22 protein-coding genes are annotated in these 21,607 nt (G+C 71.7%); 19 read left to right on the top strand and 3 right to left on the bottom strand.

The features are described from left to right. Nucleotides 1-17: 17 nt before the first annotated feature. Both F4558_RS15475 and ribH read left to right on the top strand, forming a co-directional pair. A complete protein-coding gene (locus tag F4558_RS15475; protein WP_053655486.1) occupies nucleotides 18-1,304 on the top strand; it encodes a bifunctional 3,4-dihydroxy-2-butanone-4-phosphate synthase/GTP cyclohydrolase II in 1,287 nt (428 codons plus the stop codon). A gap of 2 nt (nucleotides 1,305-1,306) precedes the next feature. Continuing rightward, the gene (ribH, locus tag F4558_RS15470; protein WP_053655487.1) at nucleotides 1,307-1,807 is read left to right on the top strand and encodes a 6,7-dimethyl-8-ribityllumazine synthase; all 501 of its coding nucleotides are present in this window, start codon (nucleotides 1,307-1,309) and stop codon (nucleotides 1,805-1,807) included. 10 nt (nucleotides 1,808-1,817) lie between these two features. Here ribH and F4558_RS15465 read toward each other — a convergent pair whose 3' ends face one another. From F4558_RS15465 to F4558_RS15455, 3 genes are read right to left on the bottom strand one after another with little or no spacing between them, the layout of a single operon-like run. Next, complete coding sequence (locus tag F4558_RS15465; RefSeq protein WP_306272047.1) at nucleotides 1,818-2,561, bottom strand: amino acid ABC transporter ATP-binding protein; 744 nt, start codon at nucleotides 2,559-2,561, stop codon at nucleotides 1,818-1,820. Nucleotides 2,562-2,563: 2 nt separating this feature from the next. Beyond that, nucleotides 2,564-3,409, bottom strand: a complete 846-nt coding sequence (locus F4558_RS15460) for an amino acid ABC transporter permease (protein WP_053655489.1) — start codon at nucleotides 3,407-3,409, stop codon at nucleotides 2,564-2,566. Further along, on the bottom strand, nucleotides 3,406-4,269 hold the full coding sequence (locus tag F4558_RS15455) for an ABC transporter substrate-binding protein (RefSeq protein ID WP_167944867.1): 864 nt from the start codon (nucleotides 4,267-4,269) through the stop codon (nucleotides 3,406-3,408). The genes F4558_RS15460 and F4558_RS15455 overlap by 4 nt, the downstream gene beginning before the upstream one ends. Nucleotides 4,270-4,425: 156 nt before the next feature. Between F4558_RS15455 and F4558_RS15450 the strand changes: the two genes are divergently transcribed. The 17 genes from F4558_RS15450 (at nucleotide 4,426) to argH (ending at nucleotide 21,563) form a co-directional block, all read left to right on the top strand. Next, the gene (locus F4558_RS15450; RefSeq protein WP_053655491.1) at nucleotides 4,426-4,689 is read left to right on the top strand and encodes a phosphoribosyl-ATP diphosphatase; all 264 of its coding nucleotides are present in this window, start codon (nucleotides 4,426-4,428) and stop codon (nucleotides 4,687-4,689) included. A gap of 46 nt (nucleotides 4,690-4,735) precedes the next feature. Beyond that, nucleotides 4,736-5,581 (top strand): ATP phosphoribosyltransferase, encoded by an 846-nt coding sequence (gene hisG, locus F4558_RS15445; RefSeq protein WP_053655492.1) that lies wholly within the window; start codon nucleotides 4,736-4,738, stop codon nucleotides 5,579-5,581. Between the two features lie 214 nt (nucleotides 5,582-5,795). Further along, nucleotides 5,796-6,266 (top strand): PH domain-containing protein, encoded by a 471-nt coding sequence (locus F4558_RS15440; protein WP_053655493.1) that lies wholly within the window; start codon nucleotides 5,796-5,798, stop codon nucleotides 6,264-6,266. Between the two features lie 407 nt (nucleotides 6,267-6,673). Further along, on the top strand, nucleotides 6,674-7,321 hold the full coding sequence (gene infC, locus F4558_RS15435) for a translation initiation factor IF-3 (RefSeq protein ID WP_053655494.1): 648 nt from the start codon (nucleotides 6,674-6,676) through the stop codon (nucleotides 7,319-7,321). 20 nt (nucleotides 7,322-7,341) lie between these two features. After that, complete coding sequence (gene rpmI, locus F4558_RS15430; RefSeq protein WP_007458415.1) at nucleotides 7,342-7,536, top strand: 50S ribosomal protein L35; 195 nt, start codon at nucleotides 7,342-7,344, stop codon at nucleotides 7,534-7,536. Between the two features lie 32 nt (nucleotides 7,537-7,568). Next, nucleotides 7,569-7,961, top strand: coding sequence for a 50S ribosomal protein L20 (gene rplT / locus F4558_RS15425; RefSeq protein ID WP_007458417.1), 393 nt, complete (start codon nucleotides 7,569-7,571; stop codon nucleotides 7,959-7,961). 83 nt (nucleotides 7,962-8,044) lie between these two features. Then, nucleotides 8,045-8,842 (top strand): TrmH family RNA methyltransferase, encoded by a 798-nt coding sequence (locus F4558_RS15420; protein WP_053655495.1) that lies wholly within the window; start codon nucleotides 8,045-8,047, stop codon nucleotides 8,840-8,842. Nucleotides 8,843-9,061: 219 nt separating this feature from the next. After that, nucleotides 9,062-10,129 (top strand): phenylalanine--tRNA ligase subunit alpha, encoded by a 1,068-nt coding sequence (gene pheS, locus F4558_RS15415; RefSeq protein WP_053655496.1) that lies wholly within the window; start codon nucleotides 9,062-9,064, stop codon nucleotides 10,127-10,129. A 41-nt stretch (nucleotides 10,130-10,170) separates the two neighbouring features. Next, nucleotides 10,171-12,750: a phenylalanine--tRNA ligase subunit beta gene (pheT, locus tag F4558_RS15410; RefSeq protein ID WP_167944865.1), complete on the top strand. Its 2,580-nt coding sequence runs from the start codon at nucleotides 10,171-10,173 to the stop codon at nucleotides 12,748-12,750. 190 nt (nucleotides 12,751-12,940) lie between these two features. After that, nucleotides 12,941-13,942, top strand: coding sequence for an N-acetyl-gamma-glutamyl-phosphate reductase (gene argC / locus F4558_RS15405; protein WP_053655498.1), 1,002 nt, complete (start codon nucleotides 12,941-12,943; stop codon nucleotides 13,940-13,942). Then, the gene (gene argJ / locus F4558_RS15400; protein WP_053655499.1) at nucleotides 13,939-15,111 is read left to right on the top strand and encodes a bifunctional glutamate N-acetyltransferase/amino-acid acetyltransferase ArgJ; all 1,173 of its coding nucleotides are present in this window, start codon (nucleotides 13,939-13,941) and stop codon (nucleotides 15,109-15,111) included. The genes argC and argJ overlap by 4 nt, the downstream gene beginning before the upstream one ends. Before the next feature lie 115 nt (nucleotides 15,112-15,226). After that, complete coding sequence (gene argB / locus F4558_RS15395; protein WP_053655500.1) at nucleotides 15,227-16,132, top strand: acetylglutamate kinase; 906 nt, start codon at nucleotides 15,227-15,229, stop codon at nucleotides 16,130-16,132. Continuing rightward, on the top strand, nucleotides 16,129-17,391 hold the full coding sequence (locus F4558_RS15390) for an acetylornithine transaminase (RefSeq protein WP_053655501.1): 1,263 nt from the start codon (nucleotides 16,129-16,131) through the stop codon (nucleotides 17,389-17,391). The genes argB and F4558_RS15390 overlap by 4 nt, the downstream gene beginning before the upstream one ends. After that, nucleotides 17,388-18,374 (top strand): ornithine carbamoyltransferase, encoded by a 987-nt coding sequence (gene argF / locus F4558_RS15385; RefSeq protein WP_245241334.1) that lies wholly within the window; start codon nucleotides 17,388-17,390, stop codon nucleotides 18,372-18,374. The genes F4558_RS15390 and argF overlap by 4 nt, the downstream gene beginning before the upstream one ends. Next, nucleotides 18,371-18,883, top strand: coding sequence for an arginine repressor (locus F4558_RS15380; protein ID WP_053655503.1), 513 nt, complete (start codon nucleotides 18,371-18,373; stop codon nucleotides 18,881-18,883). The genes argF and F4558_RS15380 overlap by 4 nt, the downstream gene beginning before the upstream one ends. Then, nucleotides 18,880-20,082 carry an argininosuccinate synthase gene (locus F4558_RS15375; RefSeq protein WP_053655504.1) on the top strand — a complete coding sequence of 401 codons (1,203 nt, stop codon included), beginning with the start codon at nucleotides 18,880-18,882 and terminating at the stop codon, nucleotides 20,080-20,082. The genes F4558_RS15380 and F4558_RS15375 overlap by 4 nt, the downstream gene beginning before the upstream one ends. Nucleotides 20,083-20,099: 17 nt before the next feature. Then, nucleotides 20,100-21,563: an argininosuccinate lyase gene (gene argH, locus F4558_RS15370; RefSeq protein WP_053655505.1), complete on the top strand. Its 1,464-nt coding sequence runs from the start codon at nucleotides 20,100-20,102 to the stop codon at nucleotides 21,561-21,563. The last annotated feature ends 44 nt before the right edge of the window (nucleotides 21,564-21,607 follow it).

The following is a 21,607-nucleotide window of genomic DNA, read 5'->3' as shown; positions in this document are numbered from 1 at the left end:
CGAAGCGGAGTGTCGGCATGAGCGAGCGCAGCGAGCGAGTCAGCAGCTTTGGCAGCATCGAGCAGGCGGTCGCCGATATCGCCGCCGGGCGGCCGGTCGTCGTGGTCGACGACGCCGACCGGGAGAACGAGGGCGACCTGATCTTCGCGGCCGAGCTGGCCACGCAGGAACTACTGGCGTTCATGGTGCGGTACACCTCCGGGTACGTCTGCGTGCCGTTGACGGAGAGCGAGTGCGACAGGCTCGACCTGCCGCCGATGCACCACACCAACCAGGACCGGCGGGGCACCGCGTACACGGTGACCGTTGACGCCCGGGAGGGTGTCAGCACCGGCATCTCGGCGGCCGACCGCGCGCACACCATCCGGCTGCTGGCAAGCGCGAGCACCGACCCGACCGATCTGGCCCGACCGGGGCACGTGGTGCCGCTGCGCGCCCGCGAGGGTGGGGTGCTGCGCCGGCCGGGGCACACCGAGGCCGCGGTGGACCTGACCCGGCTGGCCGGGCTGCGTCCCGCGGGCGTGCTCTGCGAGCTGGTCAACGACGACGGCACCATGATGCGCCTGCCTGACCTGGAGAAGTTCTCCGCCGAGCACGGGCTCACCCTCGTCACCATCGCCGACCTGGTCGCCTACCGGCGACGTACCGAAAAGCAGGTCGAGCTGGTCGCGGACGCCCGGATGCCCACGCGGCACGGGGTTTTCCGGGCGCTCGGCTACCGCGCCGAGCACGACTCGGCCGAGCACGTGGCGATGGTGCTGGGTGACCTCGGCGACGGCCAGGACGTGCTGGTCCGGGTCCACTCCGAGTGCCTGACCGGGGACGTGTTCGGCTCACTGCGCTGCGACTGCGGCCCGCAGTTGGACGCCGCGCTGGCCCGGGTCGGGCGTGAGGGCCGGGGCGTGGTGCTCTACGTGCGCGGGCACGAGGGGCGCGGCATCGGGCTGCTGCACAAGTTGCAGGCGTACCAGTTGCAGGACCAGGGCCGGGACACTGTGGACGCGAACCTCGACCTGGGTCTGCCTGCCGACGCCCGCGACTACGGCACCGGCGCGCAGATCCTCTACGACCTGGGCGTGCGGTCGATGCGACTGTTGACGAACAACCCCGCCAAGCGGGCCGGTCTGGAGGGCTACGGGCTGACCATCACCGGGCGGGAAGGGTTGCCTGTCGGCGCGCATCCGGAGAACCTGCGCTACCTGCGCACCAAGCGGGACCGGATGGGTCACCTGCTTGACGAGTTGGACGAGATGTCCGAGGCGCCGTTGGGGCGTCCGGTCGTCGATGACGAGATCGGAGCATGACGATGGCGGGTTTCGGTGAGCCGGGAGTCGACGCGGTGGACGCCGCGGGGCTGACCGTCGGGGTGGTGGCCGCCCGGTGGCACGGCGAGCTGACCGACCACATGCTGGAGCGCGCGGTGGCGGCGGCGGAGGCGTGCGGAGCGCGGTCCGTGGTGGCCCGCGTCGCCGGCTCCGTCGAGCTGCCGGTGGTCGCGCAGGCCCTGGCGCGCCGCTGTGACGTGGTGGTCGCGCTCGGCGTGGTGGTGCGCGGCGCCACCGCCCACTTCGACTACGTGTGCCGTTCGGTCACCGACGGTCTGACCCGTGTGGCGTTGGACGAGGGCAAGCCGGTGGCGCACGGTGTGTTGACTGTGGAGACCATCGAGCAGGCCCGGGACCGGGCGGGGCTGCCCGGCTCGGCGGAGGACAAGGGCTGGTCGGCGACGGTGGCGGCGCTCGACGCGGCGCTGGCCGTGCGGAGCGTGGCCACGGGCAACGTCCAGCGGGTCGGCTTCGGCGGCTGACCCGGGGCCGTCACAGGCGGCCGGCTTCGATGATCCGGCGCAGGAACTGCCGGGTACGCGGCTGTGTCGGCTCGCCGAGCACCTGCTCGGGCGGGCCGCTCTCGACGACCCGGCCCGCGTCGAGGAAGCAGACCTCGTCGGCCACCTCCCGGGCGAAGCCCATCTCGTGGGTGGCCAGCACCATTGTCATCCCGTCAGCCTTCAGGTCCCGGATCATCGACAGGACCTCACCGACGAGTTCCGGGTCCAACGCCGATGTCACCTCGTCGAGCAGCATCAGCCGGGGTGAGTTGGCAAGCGCCCGGACGATCGCCACCCGCTGCTGCTGCCCGCCGGAGAGCCGGTCCGGATAGGCGTGCGCCTTGTCGCCCAGCCCCACCCGGTCGAGCAGGTCCCGCGCCTGAGCCTCGGCGTCGGCCCGATCCCGCCGATGCACCCGCCGGGGCGCGAGGGTGATGTTCTCCAGCACGCTCAGGTGGGGAAACAGGTTGTACGCCTGGAACACCATGCCGATTCGCCGCCGGACCTGGTCGGGGTCCACCCGGGGGTCGGAGATGTCCTCCCCGTCCAGCTCGATGGTGCCGTCGTCGAGGTCCTCCAGCAGGTTCACACACCGCAGCAGTGTCGACTTGCCCGAACCGGAGGCGCCGATCAACGCCACCACCCGGTGCTCGGCGACGGTCAGGTCCAGCCGGTCCAGGACGACGTGGCCGCCGAACTCCTTGCGCAGTCCGCGGCAGCGCAGCAGTTCCACTGTCAGCCTCCCGACTGTCGACGGGCCGAGCGCAGCGTCACCCAGTCGGTGACAGCGATCAGCGGGATCGCCAGCAGCACGAACAGCACCCCGGCCACGACGTACGGCGTGTAGTTGAACGACTGGGCGGTGGCGATCTGGGCGGCGCGTACCGCGTCGATCGGCCCGGCCAGCGAGACCAGCCCGACGTCCTTCTGCAGGGCCACCACGTCGTTGAGCAGCGGTGGGGCCACCCGGCGCACGGCCTGCGGCAGGACGATGTGCCGCATCGTCTGCCGGTAGGTGAGACCCAGCGAGCGGGCCGCGGCGAGCTGGCTGGGGTGCACCGACTCGATGCCGGCCCGGAACACCTCGGCGAGGTAGCCGCCGTAGGTGAGGACCAGCGCGAGCCCGCCGAGCACCAGCACCGGCGGCATGCCCTGCAGGCGCAACCCGGGCACGCCGAGGGTGAGCAGGTACAGCACGATGATCAACGGCAGACCACGGAAGGTGTACGTGTAGCCGGCGGCCAGCGCCCGTACCGGGAAGAAGATCGGCCCGCGCAGCGTGCGCAGCACGGCGATCACCAGCCCGAGCAGTAGGGCGCCCGCCGCGCAGCAGACGAGCAGCCGGACGTTGAGCCACAGCCCGGTCAGCACGGCCGGCAGCGCGTCCCGGGCGATCTCCGGGTCCAGGAACGACTGCCGCACCCGGTCCCAGCCCGGCGCGCCGGTCACCGCCACCACCAGCAGCGTGCCGAGCGCCGCCGTGGAGGAGGCCGCGACCAGCACGCTGTACACGGTCTGCCGGCGGCGGTACGCCGAGCGCCGCAGCTGCGCCTCGGACGGGGTGTGCTCCAGCAGGGTCACCGGAGCTCGGTCGCTCCCGCCACTTGCGCGAGCCACTTGCGCTCCAACTCACCGAGCGCGCCCGCCTCGCTGAGCTGCCCGACCGCGGTGCTCACGCAGGACGTCAGCGGGGAGTTCTTGTCCAGCAGCAGTCCGAACGCCTCGGGCACCCCGACCTGCGGCACCTGCCCGATGACCATCGCGTCGGTGATCTCCGTGCCGGTGATGTAGAAGGCGGTCGGCAGGTCCACCACGAGACCGTCGATCTGCCCGTTCTGCAGGGCCTTCTTGGCGTCGTCGTTGCTGTTGTAGACCTGCGGCTTGGTCGTCGGCTTGACCACGTCGGTGATCGCCTGGTAGCTGGTGGTGCCGACCTGGGCGCCGAGGCGGGCGTTGCGGAGGTCGGCCAGCGAGGTCTTGCCGGCGATCTTCGAGGACTTCAACGCGATGACTGTCTGCCGCACCAGGTAGTACGGTGCGGAGAAGTCGACAGCCTGCTTGCGCTCCTCGGTGATGGAGAACTGGTTGATGTCGAAGTCGAAGCTCTTCGGGCCGGGCGCGATAGCCGTGTCGAACTTGACCCGGGTCCAGGTGACGTCGGCGCGGGCGTAGCCCAACTTTTCGGCCACCGCGTACGCGACGGCGGCCTCGAAGCCCTCACCGTTGTCCGGCTTGTCCTGCCGGAACCACGGCTCGTAGGCGGGCTGGTCGGTGGCGATGGTGAGTTTGCCCGGCGTCCGCGTGGGCAGGCTGTCCTTGGTGCAGGACCCGGCGGCGGTGACGGTGGGGGTGGGTTCCTCGTCCTGGGGAGCGCATCCGGCGGTGGCGGCGACGACGAAGCCGGCGAGGGTGAGCGCGAGGAGACGTGAGCGGCTGGCCATGGCGGTCAGCGTAGAGGCATCGACAGGCCTGCTTGAAGATCTTCCCACCATCCTGGTGTGGAATTGTTCCCGACGCCGCCCTCCGGGCGTCCGGGAGGTGGACCATTCGGACCCGGGGGCGGTACCCGGCTGGGGCGGCTGGAAGAATCGCCTTCCGTGAAGACGTTCGAGGAGTTGTTCGCCGAGCTGCAGGCCAAGGCCGCTGCCGGCACCCCGGGCTCGGGCACCGTCGCCGCCCTCGACAAGGGTGTGCACTTCATCGGCAAGAAGGTCGTCGAGGAAGCGGCCGAGTCGTGGATGGCCGCCGAGCACGAGGGGCCGGAGCGTACCGCCGAGGAGATCTCCCAGCTGCTCTACCAGGTCCAGGTGCTGATGCTCGCCACCGGTCTCGACCTCAAGGACGTCTACCGACATCTGTGAGTGCGCCCCGTCGTTGATCACATCCGATCTGAAGGAGCACTCCGTCATGCTGCGTGTCGCCATTCCCAACAAGGGCACCCTGGCCGAGCCGGCCGCCCAGATGCTGCGCGAGGCGGGCTACCGCCAGCGCACCGACCCCAAGGACCTCGTCTGCCGCGACGAGGCCAACGACGTCGAATTCTTCTACCTGCGTCCCAAGGACATCGCCACCTACGTCGGCTCCGGTGACCTCGACCTCGGCATCACCGGCCGGGACCTGCTGATCGACTCGGCCGCACCGGCCGAGGAGGTCGTCGACCTCGCGTTCGGCCGGGCCACCTTCCGCTTCGCCGCCCGCCCTGACGACATCGCCTCCGTGCAGGATCTCGGCGGGCACCGGGTCGCCACCGCGTACCCGGGGCTTGTCGAGCGGCACCTCAGCGAGCTTGGCGTCAAGGCCGACGTGATCCGCCTCGACGGCGCTGTCGAGAACGCCGTCCGACTCGGCGTCGCCGACGTCGTCGCCGACGTGGTGGAGACCGGCGCCACACTGCGTCAGGCCGGCCTTGTGGTGTTCGGCGAGCCACTGCTGCGCTCGTCGGCCGTGCTGGTCCGCCGGGCCGGCGCGCCGTCGCACGCACAGGCCGAGCAGCTGCTGCGCCGCCTGCACGGCGTGCTGGTGGCCCGCCGCTACGTGATGCTCGCCTACGACGTACCGGCCGGTCTGCTGGACCGCGCCAGCGGCCTGACCCCCGGCATCGAGTCGCCCACAGTGTCGCCGCTGCACCGCGAGGGCTGGGTGGCCGTGCAGGCAATGGTGCTCCGCGACGACGTCCACCGGATCATGGACGAGCTGTACGAGTTGGGCGCCCGCGCGATCCTCGTCACGAACATCCACGCCTGCCGCCTCTGACCCGCCGGCTGGGGTCCGCCGTCGGCGGGACGATCACACTCGATCCAGGATGTAGTGGCCTCCCGGTGCCACCGAGCCCACTGCATCCTGTTTCGAGCACGATCATCGCTGCGCCTGCGGTGGTCGGCCCGCCGCGGGTGGCTCGACGGGTGGCTGTGGCGACGCTCGGCGGGTGGTGCGGTCGTCGCCCTGAGGTGGGTGGCAGACTGGTGGGGTGAGTGAAACAGAGCTGGTCCGCCTGAAGCCCCGCCGCATCCGGGTGGTCTGCTGGTCTGCGGCGGTCGCCCTGGTGGTGGTGTTCGGGGCCGTCGCCACATCGCTGAGCGGCCCGACAGGCAACGGCTACGGCACCTTCCAGCGCGGCGATCAGCTCGCCATGGTCGGCCTGGGCGTGTTCGGCGCGCTGGGCTTCCTGCTCTTCACCCGCCCACGGGTGGAGGCCGACGCCCACGGCGTGCGGGTGCGTAACGTCATCAGCTCGTACCAGCTGCCCTGGGAGGTCATCCGGGGTGTCCGCTTCGACCGGGGCGCGCCCTGGGCCAGCCTGGAGCTGCACGACGACGATCTGCTGCCGCTTATCGCCCTTCAGGCCGCCGACAAGGAGTCGGCCGTCGAGGGCGTCCGCGCCCTGCGCCGACTGCACGAGGCGCACAAGTCCCGTCTCGCCGAGCGCGCCGACCGCTAGAAGGCGCCACCGCAGCCGCCTCGCTGACCGATCCCCCGGTCAGCCTCCAGCTCCGCCTACCGCTGGCCGGGGGAGCGGCGCGCGGAGGGCGTGCCCGGTTTGGGGGTGACCAGGGCGGCGGTGTAGTCTTGTCAAGTCGACCAGGCTGTCTCCGCATGCGAGCAGGCAGCCACGAAAGCGGAGCGCCTGCTCCCACCCGAGTCGCCGCTACGGTGGCCGGGTCCGGTCCCCGATTCCGGGCATGTCCCGGCGTCGGATGCGCGATCCTGTGATCGTGCCGACCGGTCGAGCGGGCCCTGGCATATGCCGGGGCCTTCTGCTTTCCAGGATGACCCCCACCCGGGGGCCGCAGGGGTCGGCACTGAGCAGAAACGACTCGAGGAGGCCCCATCAGCGTCGAACCACGCGTGAACGAGCAGATCCGGGCACGTGAGGTCCGACTGGTCGGCCCCGAGGGTGAGCAGGTGGGCATCGTCCCGCTGGAGCGCGCCCTTCAGCTGGCCGCGGACGTCGATCTGGACCTGGTCGAGGTTGCGCCGATGGCGCGCCCGCCGGTGTGCAAGCTCATGGACTTCGGCAAGTTCAAGTACGAGAGCGCACTCAAGGCGCGCGAAGCGCGGCGTAACCAGCAGCAGACCGTCATCAAGGAAATGAAGCTTCGGCCGAAGATCGACCCGCACGACTACGAGACCAAGAAGGGTCACGTGGTGCGGTTCCTCAAGGCGGGCGACAAGGTCAAGGTGACGATCATGTTCCGCGGTCGCGAGCAGAGCCGCCCTGAGCTGGGTTACCGGCTCCTGCGTCGGCTCGAATCGGAGATCACGGAACTGGGATACGTCGAGGCCGCCCCCAAGCAGGACGGCCGAAACATGATCATGGTTCTCGCTCCGCATCGGGCCGTCAAGGCCTCCGCGGTCGCCGCTACGGCGTCCCGTGGTGCACCTCGGGAGCGGGCAGGGGACGAGTCTGCCCCGGCAGCCGACGAGACCGCAGCGGCGGGCGAGACCGCAGCAGCCGTTGACAGCGGCACCGCCGCCGACACCAGCGGCCAGTAACAGGGGAGAAGACGTTCCACATGCCGAAGATGAAGAGCCACACGGGTATGGGTAAGCGGGTCAAGGTCACCGGCAAGGGCAAGATCGTTGCCCAGCAGGCCGGCCTTCGCCACAACCTGGAGAAGAAGCCCTCCACCCAGACCCGCCGGCTGACCGGCACGGTCGTGCTGGCCAAGGCCGACGTCAAGCGCATCAAGAAGCTGCTCGGCCGCTGACGCGCGCCACCTTTACGTAATAAGGAGTTGAGATGGCACGCGTCAAGCGGGCTGTGAACGCCCAGAAGAAGCGTCGTACCCTGCTGGAGACCGCGAGCGGTTACCGCGGTCAGCGCTCCCGGCTGTACCGCAAGGCCAAGGAGCAGGTGCTGCACTCGATGCAGTACGCCTACCGGGACCGTCGTGACCGCAAGGGCGACTTCCGGCAGCTGTGGATCCAGCGGATCAACGCGGGTGCCCGTGCGAACGGGATGACCTACAACCGCCTGATCCAGGGCCTGCGTCTGGCCGGCATCGAGGTCGACCGCAAGATCCTGGCCGACATGGCTGTCAACGACGCCGCTTCCTTCGCGGCGATCGTGGAGCTGGCCCGGGCCGCGGTCACGGCCGAGGGCACCGGCGGCGCGGCGGCTCAGGCCGCCTGATCCCCACGCACCAGAGCGAGGCGTCTCCCGTGTCGGCACCGCCGTCCGGGGGGCGCCTCAATCGTGCCGGAGGAGCCCACACCATGGCCTTCACCCCGCGTACCCCAAGGGTTGTCGCCGCCCGCCGCTTGCAGCGCCGCCGGGACCGCGACGCCGCCGGCCGGTTCCTGGCCGAGGGGCCGCAGGCGGTCCGCGAGGCACTCGCGCGGCCGGGGGTGGTCACCGAGTTGTTCGGTACGCCCGCAGCCCTCGACCGGCACCCGGAGCTGGCCGCCACGGCGGCCCGCGCCGACGTGCCCGTCTCCGAGGTGACCGACGACGCCCTCGCCGCGCTGGCCGAGACCGTCGCCCCGCAGGGTCTGGTCGCCGTGTGCCGGCACCTGGACGTGCCGCTGGAGCAGGCCCTCGCCAGCGCGCCGCGCCTGGTGGCGGTGCTCGCCGAGATCCGCGACCCGGGCAACGCCGGCACCGTGCTGCGCACCGCCGACGCCGCCGGGGCCGGCGCGGTGATCTTCGCGGGCGACGCCGTCGACCCGTACAACGGCAAGTGCGTGCGAGCCTCCGCCGGCAGCCTCTTCCACGTCGACGTGGTCCGCGCGCCCAACCCGGTCGCCGTTGTCGACGCGCTGCGCGCCGCCGGGCTGTCGATCTTCGCCACCACGGGGTACGGCGACAGCGATCTCGACGATCTTACCGACTACGGGCGGCTCGTCGGGCCCACCGCCTGGCTGTTCGGCTCGGAGGCGCACGGTCTGCCCGAGGAGTTGACAGCCACCGCCGACGCCCGCGTGCGGGTGCCGCTGTACGGGCGCGCCGAGAGCCTCAACCTGGCTGCCGCCGCGGCGGTCTGCCTGTACGCTTCAGCGAGAGCGCAGCGCTGATGGTGACCACACCCGGCGCGACCGACCGCAGGGGAGAGCCTCACTCGATGAACGCGCAACGGCGTTCGTTTAGCCAGCCCGCCGGTGTCGGCGGGCGGCGGGCCTGACCTGCTCCCTGCGTAACTCCTACCGGCGGGCTGCGGCACAGCCGCGCGTCCGTAGACTCGCCTAGCCGCCCCGGTGAGGGCTGGCGCCGCCGTGAGGGAGTGCCCGTACGCCATGAGCTACCGCAACGATCCGTACGACCCGAAGCAGGTCGCCCTGCTCGACCCGACCGCCCTGGCCGAGGCCGTCGCCGACGCCACGAAGGCGTTCGAGGCCGCCGCCGACCCGGACGCGTTGACCGCGCTGCGCCCCGCGCACCTCGGTGACCGGTCCCCGGTGTCCCTCGCGCGCCGGGAGATCGGCGCGCTGCCGCCGGCTGCGAAGTCCGACGCCGGTAAGCGGGTCAACGAGGCCCGCCGCGCCATCGAGGCCGCCTACGCCGAGCGCGCCGAGGTGGTGGAGCGCGAGCAGGCCGAGCGGGTGCTGGTCGAGGAACGGGTGGACGTCACACTGCCGTACGCCCGGCGTCCGCGTGGTGCCCGGCATCCGCTGAGCACCCTCATGGAGTCGATAAGTGATCTCTTCGTCGGGATGGGCTACGAGGTGGCCGAGGGTCCCGAGGTCGACCTGGAGTGGGTCAACTTCGACGCGCTGAACATCCCCGCCGACCACCCGGCGCGAGGGCTGATGGACACCTTCCACATCGCACCGCAGGGCTCGGGCCTTGTTCTACGAACGCACACGTCGACGGTGCAGACCCGCACGATGCTCAGCCGTAAGCCGCCGATCTACGTGATCGTGCCTGGCCGCGTCTACCGCACCGACGAGATCGACGCCACCCACAGCCCGGTGTTCCACCAGGCCGAGGGCCTGGTTGTCGACAAGGGCATCACGATGGCACACCTGCGGGGCACGCTCGACCACTTCGCCCGCGCCATGTTCGGCCCGGAGGCCAAGACCCGGTGGCGGCCGCACTACTTCCCGTTCACCGAGCCGTCGGCGGAGTTCGACGTGTGGTTCCCCGAGCACCGCGACGGTCCGCAGTGGGTCGAGTGGGGCGGCTGCGGCATGGTCAACCCCCGGGTGCTGCGCGCCTGCGGCGTCGACCCGGAGGTCTACTCCGGGTTCGCCTTCGGCATGGGCATCGACCGGACCCTGATGATCCGGCACGGGGTCAGCGACATCCGCCACCTCTTCGAGGGCGACGTGCGGTTCAGCCGGGCGTTCGGGACCGGAGCGTAGGGCGATGCGGGTACGAGACACGGGAACGGTGGTCTGAAGTCATGCGAGTTTCTGTCAGCTGGCTGCGGGAGTACGTCGACCTGCCCGCCGACCTGCCGACCGGCGACCTGGAGCAGGCCCTTGTCGACCTCGGCATCGAGGTCGAGTCCGTCGTGGACCTGCGCGAGTCGGTCACCGGTCAGCTCGTCGTCGGTGAGGTCCGCGAGATCGAGGAGCTCACCGGCTTCAAGAAGCCGATCCGGTTCTGCCGCGTCGACGTCGGTCACGCCAACGGCACCGGTGAGCCGCAGGAGATCGTCTGCGGGGCGCGCAACTTCGCCGTCGGCGACCGGGTGGTGGTGATCCTGCCCGGCGGTGTGCTGCCTGGCGGGTTCGCCATCGGCGCGCGCAAGACGTACGGGCACAACTCGGCGGGCATGATCTGCTCGGCGAAGGAGCTGGGCCTGGGCGACGACCACTCCGGCATCATCGTGCTGCCGCCGGACGTGGCCGCCAAGCCGGGCGACGACGCGCGGCCGGTGGTCGGCCTCGACGACGTGGTGTTCGACCTGGAGATCACCCCGGACCGGGGGTACGCGCTGAGCTTGCGCGGCCTGGCTCGGGAGCTGTCGCACGCCTTCGACGTGCCACTGCGCGATCCGGCCCTGGTGCCGGCGCCGCGTGGCACCGAGACGCCGGCGTACCCGGTGGAGGTGCGTGACCCGGTCGGCTGCGACCGGTTCACCGCCCGCCTGGTCCGCGGCGTCGACCCGACCGCGCCCACCCCGTCGTGGATGCAGCAGCGGCTCGTCACCGCAGGCATCCGCAGCATCTCCCTGCCTGTCGACATCACCAACTACGTGATGTTGGAGCTGGGCCAGCCGATGCACGCCTTCGACGCCGACCGGATCGCCGGGCCGCTCGTGGTCCGCCGCGCCGTGCCGGGGGAGAAGCTGACCACCCTCGACGGCGTCGACCGGGTGCTCGCCGCCGACGACATGGTGATCTGCGACGCCGGGCTGCCCAGCGCCGTGGCGGGCGAGGGCGCCGGCACGCCGATCTCCCTCGCGGCGGTGATGGGCGGGGAGACCAGCGAGGTCGTCGCCGGCACCACAAACGTGCTCTTCGAGGCGGCGCACTGGGACCCGGCGATGGTCGGGCGGACGGCCCGCCGGCACAAGCTGTTCAGCGAGGCCGCCAAGCGCTGGGAGCGGGGCGTCGACCCAGCCGTGGCGCTCGTCGCGCTGGAGCGGGCCGTACGCCTGCTCACCGAGCACGGCGGCGGCACACCGAGCGCGGAGATCCTGGACATCGACCACGTCCGTCCGCGTACCCCGATCAGCCTGCCGGCGGATCTGCCCACCCGGCGGATCGGCGTCGAGTACCCGCCGGCGCGGGTGGTCGCCCTCCTGGAGCGGGTCGGTTGCACAGTCGCGCAGGGCGCGGACCGGTTGGCCGAGGACCCGGGAGCGGTCGGCACGGCCAGCGGTGCCGGCGTGGCGCTCAGCGTCACCCCGCCGTCGTGGCGGCCCGATCTCACCGACCCGGCCGACCTGGTCGAGGAGGTCGTCCGCCTCGACGGGTACGACAAGGTGCCGTCGGTGCTGCCCACCGCGCCGCCCGGGCGCGGCCTGACCCCGCGCCAGCGTCGGCGCCGGGCGGTCGCCCTGTCGCTTGCTGCGCGGGGGTACGTCGAGGTGCTCGCGCACCCGTTCGTGTCGCCGCAGCTGGCGGACCTGCTCGGCCTGCCGGCCGACGACCCGCGCCGACCTGCGGTGCGGCTGGCCAACCCGCTGTCGGAGGAGGAGCCGCTGCTGCGCACCACGCTGCTCGGCCCGCTGCTCGGCATCCTCAAGCGCAACATCGGTCGGGGTCACCGCGACCTGGCGCTCTACGAGATCGGTGCGGTCTTCCACCCGCGCCGGGACGCCGGCAGCCCGCCGGAGATGGGTGTGGACCGGCGTCCCACCGACGCCGAGTTCGCCGCCGCCGACGCTGTGGTGCCGGCGCAGCCCGTGCACGCGGCAGTGGTGCTCGCCGGTGAGGTGGACCCGGCCGGATGGTGGGGGCCGGGCCGGCCGGCCGGCTGGGCGGACGCCATCGAGGCGGCCCGGGACACGCTGGCCGCCGCCGGTATTCCCGACGAGTGGGTCGAGGTGCGTGCCGCCGAACACGCCCCGTGGCACCCCGGCCGCTGCGCCGAGCTGCGGGTCGACGGCGTGGTCGTCGGGCACGCCGGTGAGCTGCACCCGACAGTGGTGGCGGCGTTGGAGCTGCCCCGGCGTATCTGCGCCATGGAGTTGAGCCTCGACGCGTTGCCAGTGGCCCCGGTGACGCCCGCCCCGGCGGTGTCCGGCTTCCCGCCAGCGCTGATCGACGTGGCCCTTGTGGTGGACGAGTCGGTGCCGGCGGAGCAGGTGCGCCGGGCGCTGGAGGCCGGCGCGGGGGAGCTGCTGGAGGACGTGCGGCTCTTCGACGTGTACTCCGGCGCGCAGCTCGGCGAGGGTCGCCGGTCGCTTGCGTACAAGCTCACGTTCCGCGCACCGGACCGGACGCTGACTGTCGAGGAAGCGGTAGCAGCCCGCGACGCGGCGGTAGCAGTAGCAACAGAACGCCTAGGAGCAACCCTCCGCGGAGCGTAACCCCCACCTCACCTCCGCGATCTTGCAGTTTGTGTCGTTGATGTGCACCTGTTGTCCGCTATGCGGGGGCAGTAACTGCAAGATCGCGGGGGTTGGGGCCGTTCTTACATCACCATGCATACCGTTGTATTAAGTTGCAGGTGACCTGCACCGCTGCTAGCCTTCGTTGCATAGTCATGCGGAGGTGGGTATGGGGATTCGAGTCGCGGTCGCCGGGGCGAGCGGTTACGCCGGAGGTGAGCTGCTGCGCCTGATCGCCGGGCATCCGGAGTTCGACCTTGTCGCCGCCACCGCCCACAGCCAGGCCGGGCACCGCGTCGACGTGGCGCACCCGCAGCTCATCGGGCTCGACCTGGTGTTCGGCGCGACCGACCCGGCGATCCTGGCCGACGCGGACCTGGTCTTCCTGGCCCTGCCGCACGGCGAGTCGGCGACCCTCGCGGCCCAGCTCCCGCCGGAGGTGCGCGTCGTCGACCTGGGCGCCGACCACCGGCTCGCCGACCCGTACGCCTGGGCGCAGTACTACGGCGGCACCCACGCCGGCCAGTGGACCTACGGCCTGCCCGAGCTGCCCGGCCAGCGGGAGCTGATCGCCTCCTCCACCCGGGTCGCCAACACCGGCTGCTACGCCGCCGCGATCACCTTGGCGCTCGCGCCGCTGATCGCCGACGGCGCGGCCAACCCGGCGGACGTGGTGGTCGTCGCCGCCTCCGGCACGTCCGGGGCGGGCCGGGCGGCGAAGCCGCACCTGCTGGCCAGCGAGGTGCTGGGTGACCTGTCGCCGTACCGGGTGGGCACCCACCAGCACGTGCCGGAGATCAAGCAGGCCACCGGGGCGACGAGCTTGTCGTTCACTCCCGTTCTGGCGCCGATGCCGCGCGGCATCCTGGCCACTGTCACCGCCGTGCCGGCGCGCGGTGTCGACCCGCAGCAGGTGCTGGCGCAGGCATACGCCGACGCGCCGTTCGTGCACGTGCTCCCGGAGGGCAGGTGGCCGCACACCGGCGCCACGCTGGGGTCGAACTCCTGCCACCTGCAAGCCACAGTGGACGCCGACTCCGGCCGGCTGATCGTGCTCAGCGCCCTGGACAACCTGGGCAAGGGCGCCGCCGGCCAGGCCGTGCAGAACGCCAACCTGATGCTCGGCCTGCCGGAGACGACGGGCCTGTCGATCTGGGGAGTTGCACCATGAGTGTCACCACCCCTCGTGGGTTCCGGGCGGCCGGGGTGGCCGCCGGTCTGAAGGCCAGCGGCGGTGCGGACGTCGCGCTGGTGGTCAACGACGGCCCGGACGCCGGTGTCGCGGGCGTCTTCACCACCAACCGGGTGAAGGCCGCGCCGGTGCTCTGGACCCAGCAGGTCGTGCAGGGCGGTGTGGTCCGCGCTGTGGTGCTCAACTCCGGTGGGGCCAACGCCTGCACCGGCCCGGCCGGCTTCCAGGACACGCATGCCACCGCCGAGCACACCGCCGCCGCGTTGACCTCGGTCAGCCCGCGGTTGATTCTCGGGGCCGGTGAGGTGGCGGTCTGCTCGACCGGCCTGATCGGTGAGCGGCTGCCGATGCCGAAGCTGCTGCCGGGCGTCCGATCGGCGATCCGTGAGCTGTCCCGTGACGGCGGAGTGGCCGCCGCCGAGGCGATCATGACCACGGACACGCGGGCGAAGACGACAGTGGCCCAGGGCAGCGGCTGGACGGTCGGCGGGATGGCGAAGGGCGCGGGGATGCTCGCGCCGGGCATGGCCACCATGTTGTGCGTGCTGACCACCGATGCGGTGGCGGGGCCTGCCGTGCTGGACGAGGCGCTGCGCGCTGCCACCCGGGTCAGCTTCGACAGGGTCGACTCCGATGGCTGCATGTCGACGAACGACACGGTGCTGCTGCTGTCCAGCGGCGCCAGTGGCATCGAGCCGACACCGGCCGAGTTGGCCGCCGCGGTCACCGCGGCCTGTCACGACCTGGCCCAACAACTGGTCGCCGACGCCGAGGGCGCCACCAAGCAGATCGCCATCGACGTTGTCGGCGCGGCCGACGAGGACGACGCGGTCGAGGTGGGCCGGTCGGTGGCGCGCAACAACCTGGTCAAGACCGCGCTGTTCGGCAACGACCCGAACTGGGGCCGGATCCTCGCCGCGGTCGGCACCACCGCTGCCGCGTTCGACCCGGACGAGGTGGACGTGGCCGTCAACGGGGTGTGGGTGTGTCGGGGCGGCGCTGCCGCCGAGGACCGGTCGAAGGTCGACCTGACCGGCCGGGACGTGACCATCCGGATCAACCTGCACGCCGGTACGGCGGAGGCGACGATCTGGACCAACGACCTGTCCCACGCGTACGTACACGAGAATTCGGCCTACTCCACGTGAGCGCGAGGAACGCAGCGCAGCGGAGTCCCGCAGTCGCGAACGAAAAGGCAGGCTCGGTGAGCGCGAGGAACGCAGCGCAGCGGAGTCCCGCAGTCGCGAACGAAAGGCTGGCCCGGTGAGTCTCAGCACCGATCTCACCCGCGCCCAGGTCAAGGCGGAGACGCTCATCGAGGCGTTGCCGTGGCTGGCGCGCTTCTCCGGCTCCACTGTGGTCATCAAGTACGGCGGCAACGCCATGACCGACCCCGCGTTGCAGCAGGCGTTCGCCGCCGACATGGTTTTTCTGCGCTACGCCGGTCTCAAGCCTGTGGTGGTGCACGGCGGTGGTCCGCAGATCTCCGCCATGCTGGGCCGGTTGGGCATCGCCAGCGAATTCCGCGGTGGCCTGCGGGTGACCACCGCCGAGGCGATGGACGTGGTCCGAATGGTGCTCGTCGGGCAGGTCGGCCGCGAGCTGGTCGGGTTGATCAACTCGCATGGCCCGTTCGCTGTGGGCCTCTCCGGTGAGGACGCCCGGCTGTTCACGGCGGTGCGCCGCCCGGCGTACGTGGATGGGCTGCCTGTCGACGTGGGTCAGGTCGGGGACGTCGAGTCGGTCGACGTGTCGGCGGTGACCGACCTCATCGAGGCGGGCCGGATTCCGGTGATCTCCACTGTGGCGCCGGACGTCGACGGGGTGCTGCACAACCTCAACGCGGACACCGCCGCCGCCGCGCTGGCGATCGCGCTGCAGGCCCGCAAGCTCGTCGTGCTCACCGACGTGGCGGGCCTGTACGCCGACTGGCCGGACACCACGAGCCTGATCTCGGAGATCGCCGCGGACGACCTGGCCAAGCTGCTGCCCAGCCTGGAGTCGGGGATGGTGCCGAAGATGGAGGCGTGTCTGCGAGCGGTCCGTGGGGGAGTGCCCGCGGCGCACGTCGTCGACGGCCGGGTGGCGCACTCCACTCTGCTGGAGGTCTTCACCTCGGAAGGGTTCGGAACGATGGTGGTGCCGGAAGACGGGACGGGCGGAGCATGAGCAGCCTGGCGCAACGCTGGACGCAGTCGATGATGGACAACTACGGCACGCCGCCGCTGGCGCTGGTGTCCGGCTCGGGTGCCGTGGTGGTCGACGACGCCGGCCGGGAATATCTGGATCTGGTCGGCGGGATCGCTGTGAACGCGCTCGGGCACGCCCACCCGGCGGTGGTGGCCGCCGTGTCGAAGCAGGTCGCCACCCTCGGGCACGTCTCCAACCTCTACATCGCCGAGCCGCCTGTCGCTCTCGCGGAGCTGCTGCTGGCGCTCGCCGGTCGATCGGGCCGGGTGTTCTTCGCCAATTCGGGCGCGGAGGCGAACGAGGCCGCGTTCAAAATCTCCCGGCGCACCGGGCGCAGTCACGTGGTGGCCACCAACGGCGGGTTCCACGGCCGCACCATGGGCGCCCTCGCGTTGACCGGGCAGCCGGCCAAGGCCGATCCGTTCCGGCCGCTGCCCGGTGACGTGACCCACGTCGACTACGGCGACGTGGCCGCTCTCGAAGCTGCGGTCACCGACGCCACCGCGATGGTGATCCTGGAGCCGATCCAGGGCGAGAACGGTGTGGTGGTTCCGCCGGCCGGCTATCTCACCGCGGCCCGGCGGATCACCGACCGGCACGGCGCGCTGCTGGTGCTCGACGAGGTGCAGACCGGCATCGGGCGTACCGGCCACTGGTTCGCCCACCAGGCCGAGGGCGTGGAGCCGGACGTGATAACCCTGGCCAAGGGGCTCGGTGGAGGCCTGCCGCTCGGCGCCACGCTCGCCTTCGGCCGGGCCGCCGACCTGCTCACCCCCGGCTCGCACGGTACGACCTTCGGTGGCAACCCGGTCAGCTGCGCCGCCGCGCTCGCCGTGGTGTCGACAATCGCCCATGAAGGGCTGCTCGACCACGTCAAGCGGGTGGGGGAGCGGCTGCGTCGGGGGATCGAGGCGCTGGGGCATCCGCTTGTCGGCGACGTACGCGGGGCCGGGTTGCTGCTCGGTGTGGTGCTCACCGCGCCGGTGGCGGCGGCGCTCGCCGCGTCGCTGCGGGAGGCCGGCTTCCTGGCCAACCCGGTGCAGCCGGGCGTGCTGCGGCTCGTACCGCCGCTGATCCTCACGGCCGACCAGGCCGACGCCTTCGTGGCTGCCCTGCCCGCCGCCCTGGCCGCGGCGACGCCGACCGGCGCGGACCCGGCCCGACCGGGGTCCGAGACGCCCGGGATTCCGGCGCCGCTGACCTCACCCACCACGACCAGTACGGGGACGACCGCATGATCCGGCACTTCCTGCGCGACGACGACATTTCGCCCGCCGAGCAGTCCACTGTGCTGGACCTGGCGGCGCGGATGAAGGCCGACCGGTTCGGCCACCGGCCGCTTGCCGGCCCGCGTTCGGTGGCGGTGCTCTTCGACAAGCAGAGCCTGCGGACGCGGTTCTCGTTCGACGTCGGCATCGCCGAGTTGGGCGGGCATCCGCTCGTCGTGGACACCCAGGTCACCCACTTCGGCCGGGGCGAGACCCTCATCGACGCCGGGCGGGTGTTGTCCCGCTACGTCGTCGCGATCGTGCTGCGTACCCACGGCGACGACCGGATCGCCGAGGTAGCGGCGGGGGCGAGTGTCCCGGTGGTGAACGCGCTCACCGACGGTTTCCACCCCTGCCAGTTGCTTGCCGACCTGCTCACCATCCGCGAGCGGTGTGGTGGCACCGCTGGCCGCACCCTGACCTACGTGGGGGACGGCGCGAACAACATGGCGCAGTCGTACCTGTTGGCCGGTGCGATGGCCGGGATGCACGTGCGGATCGCCGGGCCGGAGGGTTTCGTCCCGGATCCGGACGTCGTGGCGCGGGCGGCGGAGATCGCCGTCGGCACCGGCGGGTCGGTGCGGGTCCTGACCGACCCGGTCCAGGCGGTACGCGACGCCGACGTGGTGGCCACCGACACGTGGACGTCGATGGGGCAGGAGGCCGACGGGTTGGACCGGATCACCCCGTTCCTGCCGTACCAGGTGAACAAGGAACTTCTCGGCCAGGCCGCGCCGGACGCCGTCGTGCTGCACTGCCTGCCCGCGCACCGCGGCGAGGAGATCACCGACGAGGTGCTCGACGGGCCGCAGAGCGCGGTCTTCGACCAGGCGGAGAACCGGCTGCACGCCCAGAAGGCGCTCCTGACGTTCCTCCTGAACGCGAACGCCGCCGACAAGGCGGCCGCCGACACCGATGCCGCCGTGACCAGCGCGACCGGGGTGGCGCGGTGACCGCCCCGCTGACCCGCGCCGCCCGGCACGCCCGCATCGTGGAGCTGATCCGCGACCGGGCCGTCCGTTCGCAGACCGAGCTGGCCGACCTGCTCGCCGCCGACGGGGTCGGTGTCACCCAGGCCACCCTCTCGCGGGACCTGGAGGAGTTGGGCGCGGTCAAGGTGCGCGGCGGCGACGGCCCCGCCGTCTACCTGATCCCCGAGGACGGCCACCGGCCGCTGCGCGACGCCGAGGCCGCTCCGGCCCGCCTGGTGCGGCTGCTGCGCGAACTGCTCAACGGCGTCGACTCCAGCGGCAACATCGCCGTGCTGCGTACCCCGCCGGGCGCGGCCCAGTACCTGGCCAGCGCGTTGGACCGGGCGGGTCTGCCCGAGATCGTCGGCACCATCGCCGGCGACGACACCATCCTCGTCGTGGCCCGCGAGGCCTCAGGCGGGGCCGCGCTCGGTGAGAAGCTCAGCGGTTGGGCCCGCCGGGACGACACCGTGGAAGGGAACACAGCATGACCGAGCGGGTCGTCCTCGCGTACTCCGGAGGGTTGGACACCTCCGTTGCCATTCCCTATCTGGCCGAGCAGACCGGCGCCGAGGTGATCGCTGTGGCGGTCGACGTCGGGCAGGGCGGTGAGGACCTCGACGCGATTCGGCAGCGGGCGCTCGACTGCGGCGCCGCCGAGGCCGAGGTGGTCGACGCGCGCGACGAGTTCGCCGCCGAATACTGTGTGCCGGCGATCCGGGCGAATGCCCTCTACATGGACCGCTACCCGCTGGTCTCGGCGCTGTCCCGGCCGCTGATCGTCAAGCACCTGGTGGCGGCGGCGCGTCAGCACGGCGGCACGATCGTGTCGCACGGCTGCACCGGCAAGGGCAACGACCAGGTCCGGTTCGAGGTGGGCCTGAACGCGCTCGCCCCCGACCTGAAGATCATCGCCCCGGCGCGGGACTTCGCGTGGACGCGCGACAAGGCCATCGCGTTCGCCGAGGAGAAGGGCCTGCCGATCGACGTGTCGGCCAAGTCCCCGTACTCGATCGACCAGAACCTGTGGGGCCGCGCCGTGGAGACGGGCTTCCTGGAGGACATCTGGAACGCCCCGATCGAGGACCTCTACTCGTACACCGAGGACCCGGCGCAGAGCCGCGACCCGGACGAGGTCGTGATCACCTTCGACGGTGGCGTGCCGGTGGCACTCGACGGCGAGACCGTCACCCCGTACCAGGCGATCCGGGAGCTGAACCGCCGCGCCGGCGCGCACGGCGTGGGCCGGCTCGACATGGTCGAGGACCGCCTCGTCGGCATCAAGAGCCGCGAGGTGTACGAGGCGCCCGGCGCCATCGCGTTGATCACCGCCCACCAGGAGTTGGAGGCGGTGACAGTGGAACGGGACCTGGCCCGGTTCAAGAAGGGCGTCGACCAGCGGTGGGGTGAGCTGGTCTACGACGGCCTGTGGTTCTCGCCGCTGAAGGACTCGCTTGACGCGTTCATCGACGACGCGCAGCGGCACGTGAGCGGCGAGGTGCGCATGACGCTGCACGGCGGTCGTGCCACAGTCACCGGCCGGCGCTCCGAGGCGAGCCTGTATGACTTCGGGCTGGCCACGTACGACACCGGGGACACGTTCGACCAGTCCCTGGCGAAGGGTTTCGTGCAGCTTTGGGGGCTGCCGAGTGGAATGGCCGCGGCGCGTGACGCCCGGCTGGGCGGGTGACGAGCATGGGGACCACAATGGGCGGGGTGGACGACAAGAGCTTGACCGAGAACAGCGCGGCCACCAATCGGACAAGCCTGTGGGGTGGCCGGTTCGCCGGTGGCCCCGCTGAGGCGCTCGCCCGCCTGTCGGTGAGCGTGCAGTTCGACTGGCGGCTGGCCCCGTACGACATCGCGGGTTCCCGGGCGCATGCCCGGGTGCTTGCCGGCGCCGGCCTCCTCGACCCGGAGGAGTTGGGTCGGATCCTGGCGGCCCTGGACGATCTGGAGGCGGCGTGCGCCTCGGGGGCGTTCCGTCCCACCGTCGACGACGAGGACGTGCACACCGCGCTGGAGCGGGGCCTGTTGGAGCGCCTCGGCAGCCTCGGCGGCAAGCTGCGCGCGGGCCGGTCCCGCAACGACCAGGTGGCCACGGACCTGCGGCTCTACCTGCGCGATCACGCCCGGGGCGTGGCGAGCCGGCTGGTCGAGCTGGCGGAGGCGCTCATCGAGCAGGCGGAGCGGCACATCGACACCGCCGCCCCCGGCATGACCCACCTCCAGCACGCCCAGCCGGTCACGTTCGGGCACTGGCTGCTCGCCCACGTGCAGCCGCTGCTGCGCGACCTGGAGCGGTTGCACGACTGGGACCACCGGGCGGCGATCAGCCCGCTCGGCGCGGGTGCGCTTGCCGGTTCCGGCCTTCCGCTGGACCCGGTGGCGGTGGCCAAGGAGCTGGGTTTCCGCACGTCGTTCGCCAACTCGATGGACGCGGTGGCCGACCGGGACTTCGTGGCCGAGTTCCTCTTCACCACCGCGATGATCGGGGTGCACCTGTCCCGTCTCGGTGAGGAGGTGGTGCTCTGGACCTCGCACGAGTTCGGGTGGGTGGAGCTGGACGACGCCTTCGCGACCGGTTCGTCGATCATGCCGCAGAAGAAGAACGCGGACATCGCCGAGCTGGCCCGGGGCAAGTCCGGCCGGCTTGTCGGTGGCCTGATGACGGTGCTGACGATGCTCAAGGGCCTGCCGATGACCTACGACCGGGACATGCAGGAGGACAAGGAGCCGGCCTTCGACGCTGTCGACACCTTGGAGCTGCTGCTGCCGGCCCTGGCGGGAATGATCTCGACGATGACGGTCCGGGTGGATCGCCTTGTCGCCGCCGCGCCGGTCGGGTTCTCGCTCGCCACGGAGGTCGCCGACTGGCTGGTCCGGCGCAACGTGCCGTTCCGCGACGCGCACGAGATCACCGGCCGTCTGGTGGCGCTCTGCGCGGTCCGCGAGTGCGAGCTGGAGGAGGTCTCCGACGCCGACCTGGCAGCCGTCAGCGAGCACCTCGATCCGTCGGTGCGCGACGTGCTGTCGGTCCGCTCGGCGCTCGCCGCCCGGACCACTCCCGGCTCGACCGGCCCCGGCCCGGTCGCCGACCAGCTCGCCGCCGCGGCGGACCGGGTGGCCGGCTGGCGGGACTGGGCCACCGAGCGGGTCGTCCCCCGCTGACCTCGCCGTGGCGCCGGAGCTTCCCGCTTCCGGCGCCGCGGCCG

The organism is Micromonospora profundi, assembly GCF_011927785.1.
GTDB classification, from domain to species: domain Bacteria; phylum Actinomycetota; class Actinomycetes; order Mycobacteriales; family Micromonosporaceae; genus Micromonospora; species Micromonospora profundi.
This window is presented reverse-complemented; position numbering and strand designations above follow the sequence as displayed.

Bases quoted from the DNA above. Each gene is read 5' to 3' on its own strand.
- argC (WP_053655498.1), top strand. From the start codon at position 12,941: ATGGGGATTCGAGTCGCGGTCGCCGGGGCGAGCGGTTACGCCGGAGGT.
- F4558_RS15475 (WP_053655486.1), top strand. From the start codon at position 18: ATGAGCGAGCGCAGCGAGCGAGTCAGCAGCTTTGGCAGCATCGAGCAG.
- argH (WP_053655505.1), top strand. From the start codon at position 20,100: ATGGGCGGGGTGGACGACAAGAGCTTGACCGAGAACAGCGCGGCCACC.
- rplT (WP_007458417.1), top strand. From the start codon at position 7,569: ATGGCACGCGTCAAGCGGGCTGTGAACGCCCAGAAGAAGCGTCGTACC.
- argF (WP_245241334.1), top strand. From the start codon at position 17,388: ATGATCCGGCACTTCCTGCGCGACGACGACATTTCGCCCGCCGAGCAG.
- rpmI (WP_007458415.1), top strand. From the start codon at position 7,342: ATGCCGAAGATGAAGAGCCACACGGGTATGGGTAAGCGGGTCAAGGTC.
- F4558_RS15375 (WP_053655504.1), top strand. From the start codon at position 18,880: ATGACCGAGCGGGTCGTCCTCGCGTACTCCGGAGGGTTGGACACCTCC.
- F4558_RS15420 (WP_053655495.1), top strand. From the start codon at position 8,045: ATGGCCTTCACCCCGCGTACCCCAAGGGTTGTCGCCGCCCGCCGCTTG.
- hisG (WP_053655492.1), top strand. From the start codon at position 4,736: ATGCTGCGTGTCGCCATTCCCAACAAGGGCACCCTGGCCGAGCCGGCC.
- F4558_RS15455 (WP_167944867.1), bottom strand. From the start codon at position 4,269: ATGGCCAGCCGCTCACGTCTCCTCGCGCTCACCCTCGCCGGCTTCGTC.
- pheS (WP_053655496.1), top strand. From the start codon at position 9,062: ATGAGCTACCGCAACGATCCGTACGACCCGAAGCAGGTCGCCCTGCTC.
- F4558_RS15390 (WP_053655501.1), top strand. From the start codon at position 16,129: ATGAGCAGCCTGGCGCAACGCTGGACGCAGTCGATGATGGACAACTAC.
- ribH (WP_053655487.1), top strand. From the start codon at position 1,307: ATGGCGGGTTTCGGTGAGCCGGGAGTCGACGCGGTGGACGCCGCGGGG.
- argJ (WP_053655499.1), top strand. From the start codon at position 13,939: ATGAGTGTCACCACCCCTCGTGGGTTCCGGGCGGCCGGGGTGGCCGCC.
- pheT (WP_167944865.1), top strand. From the start codon at position 10,171: ATGCGAGTTTCTGTCAGCTGGCTGCGGGAGTACGTCGACCTGCCCGCC.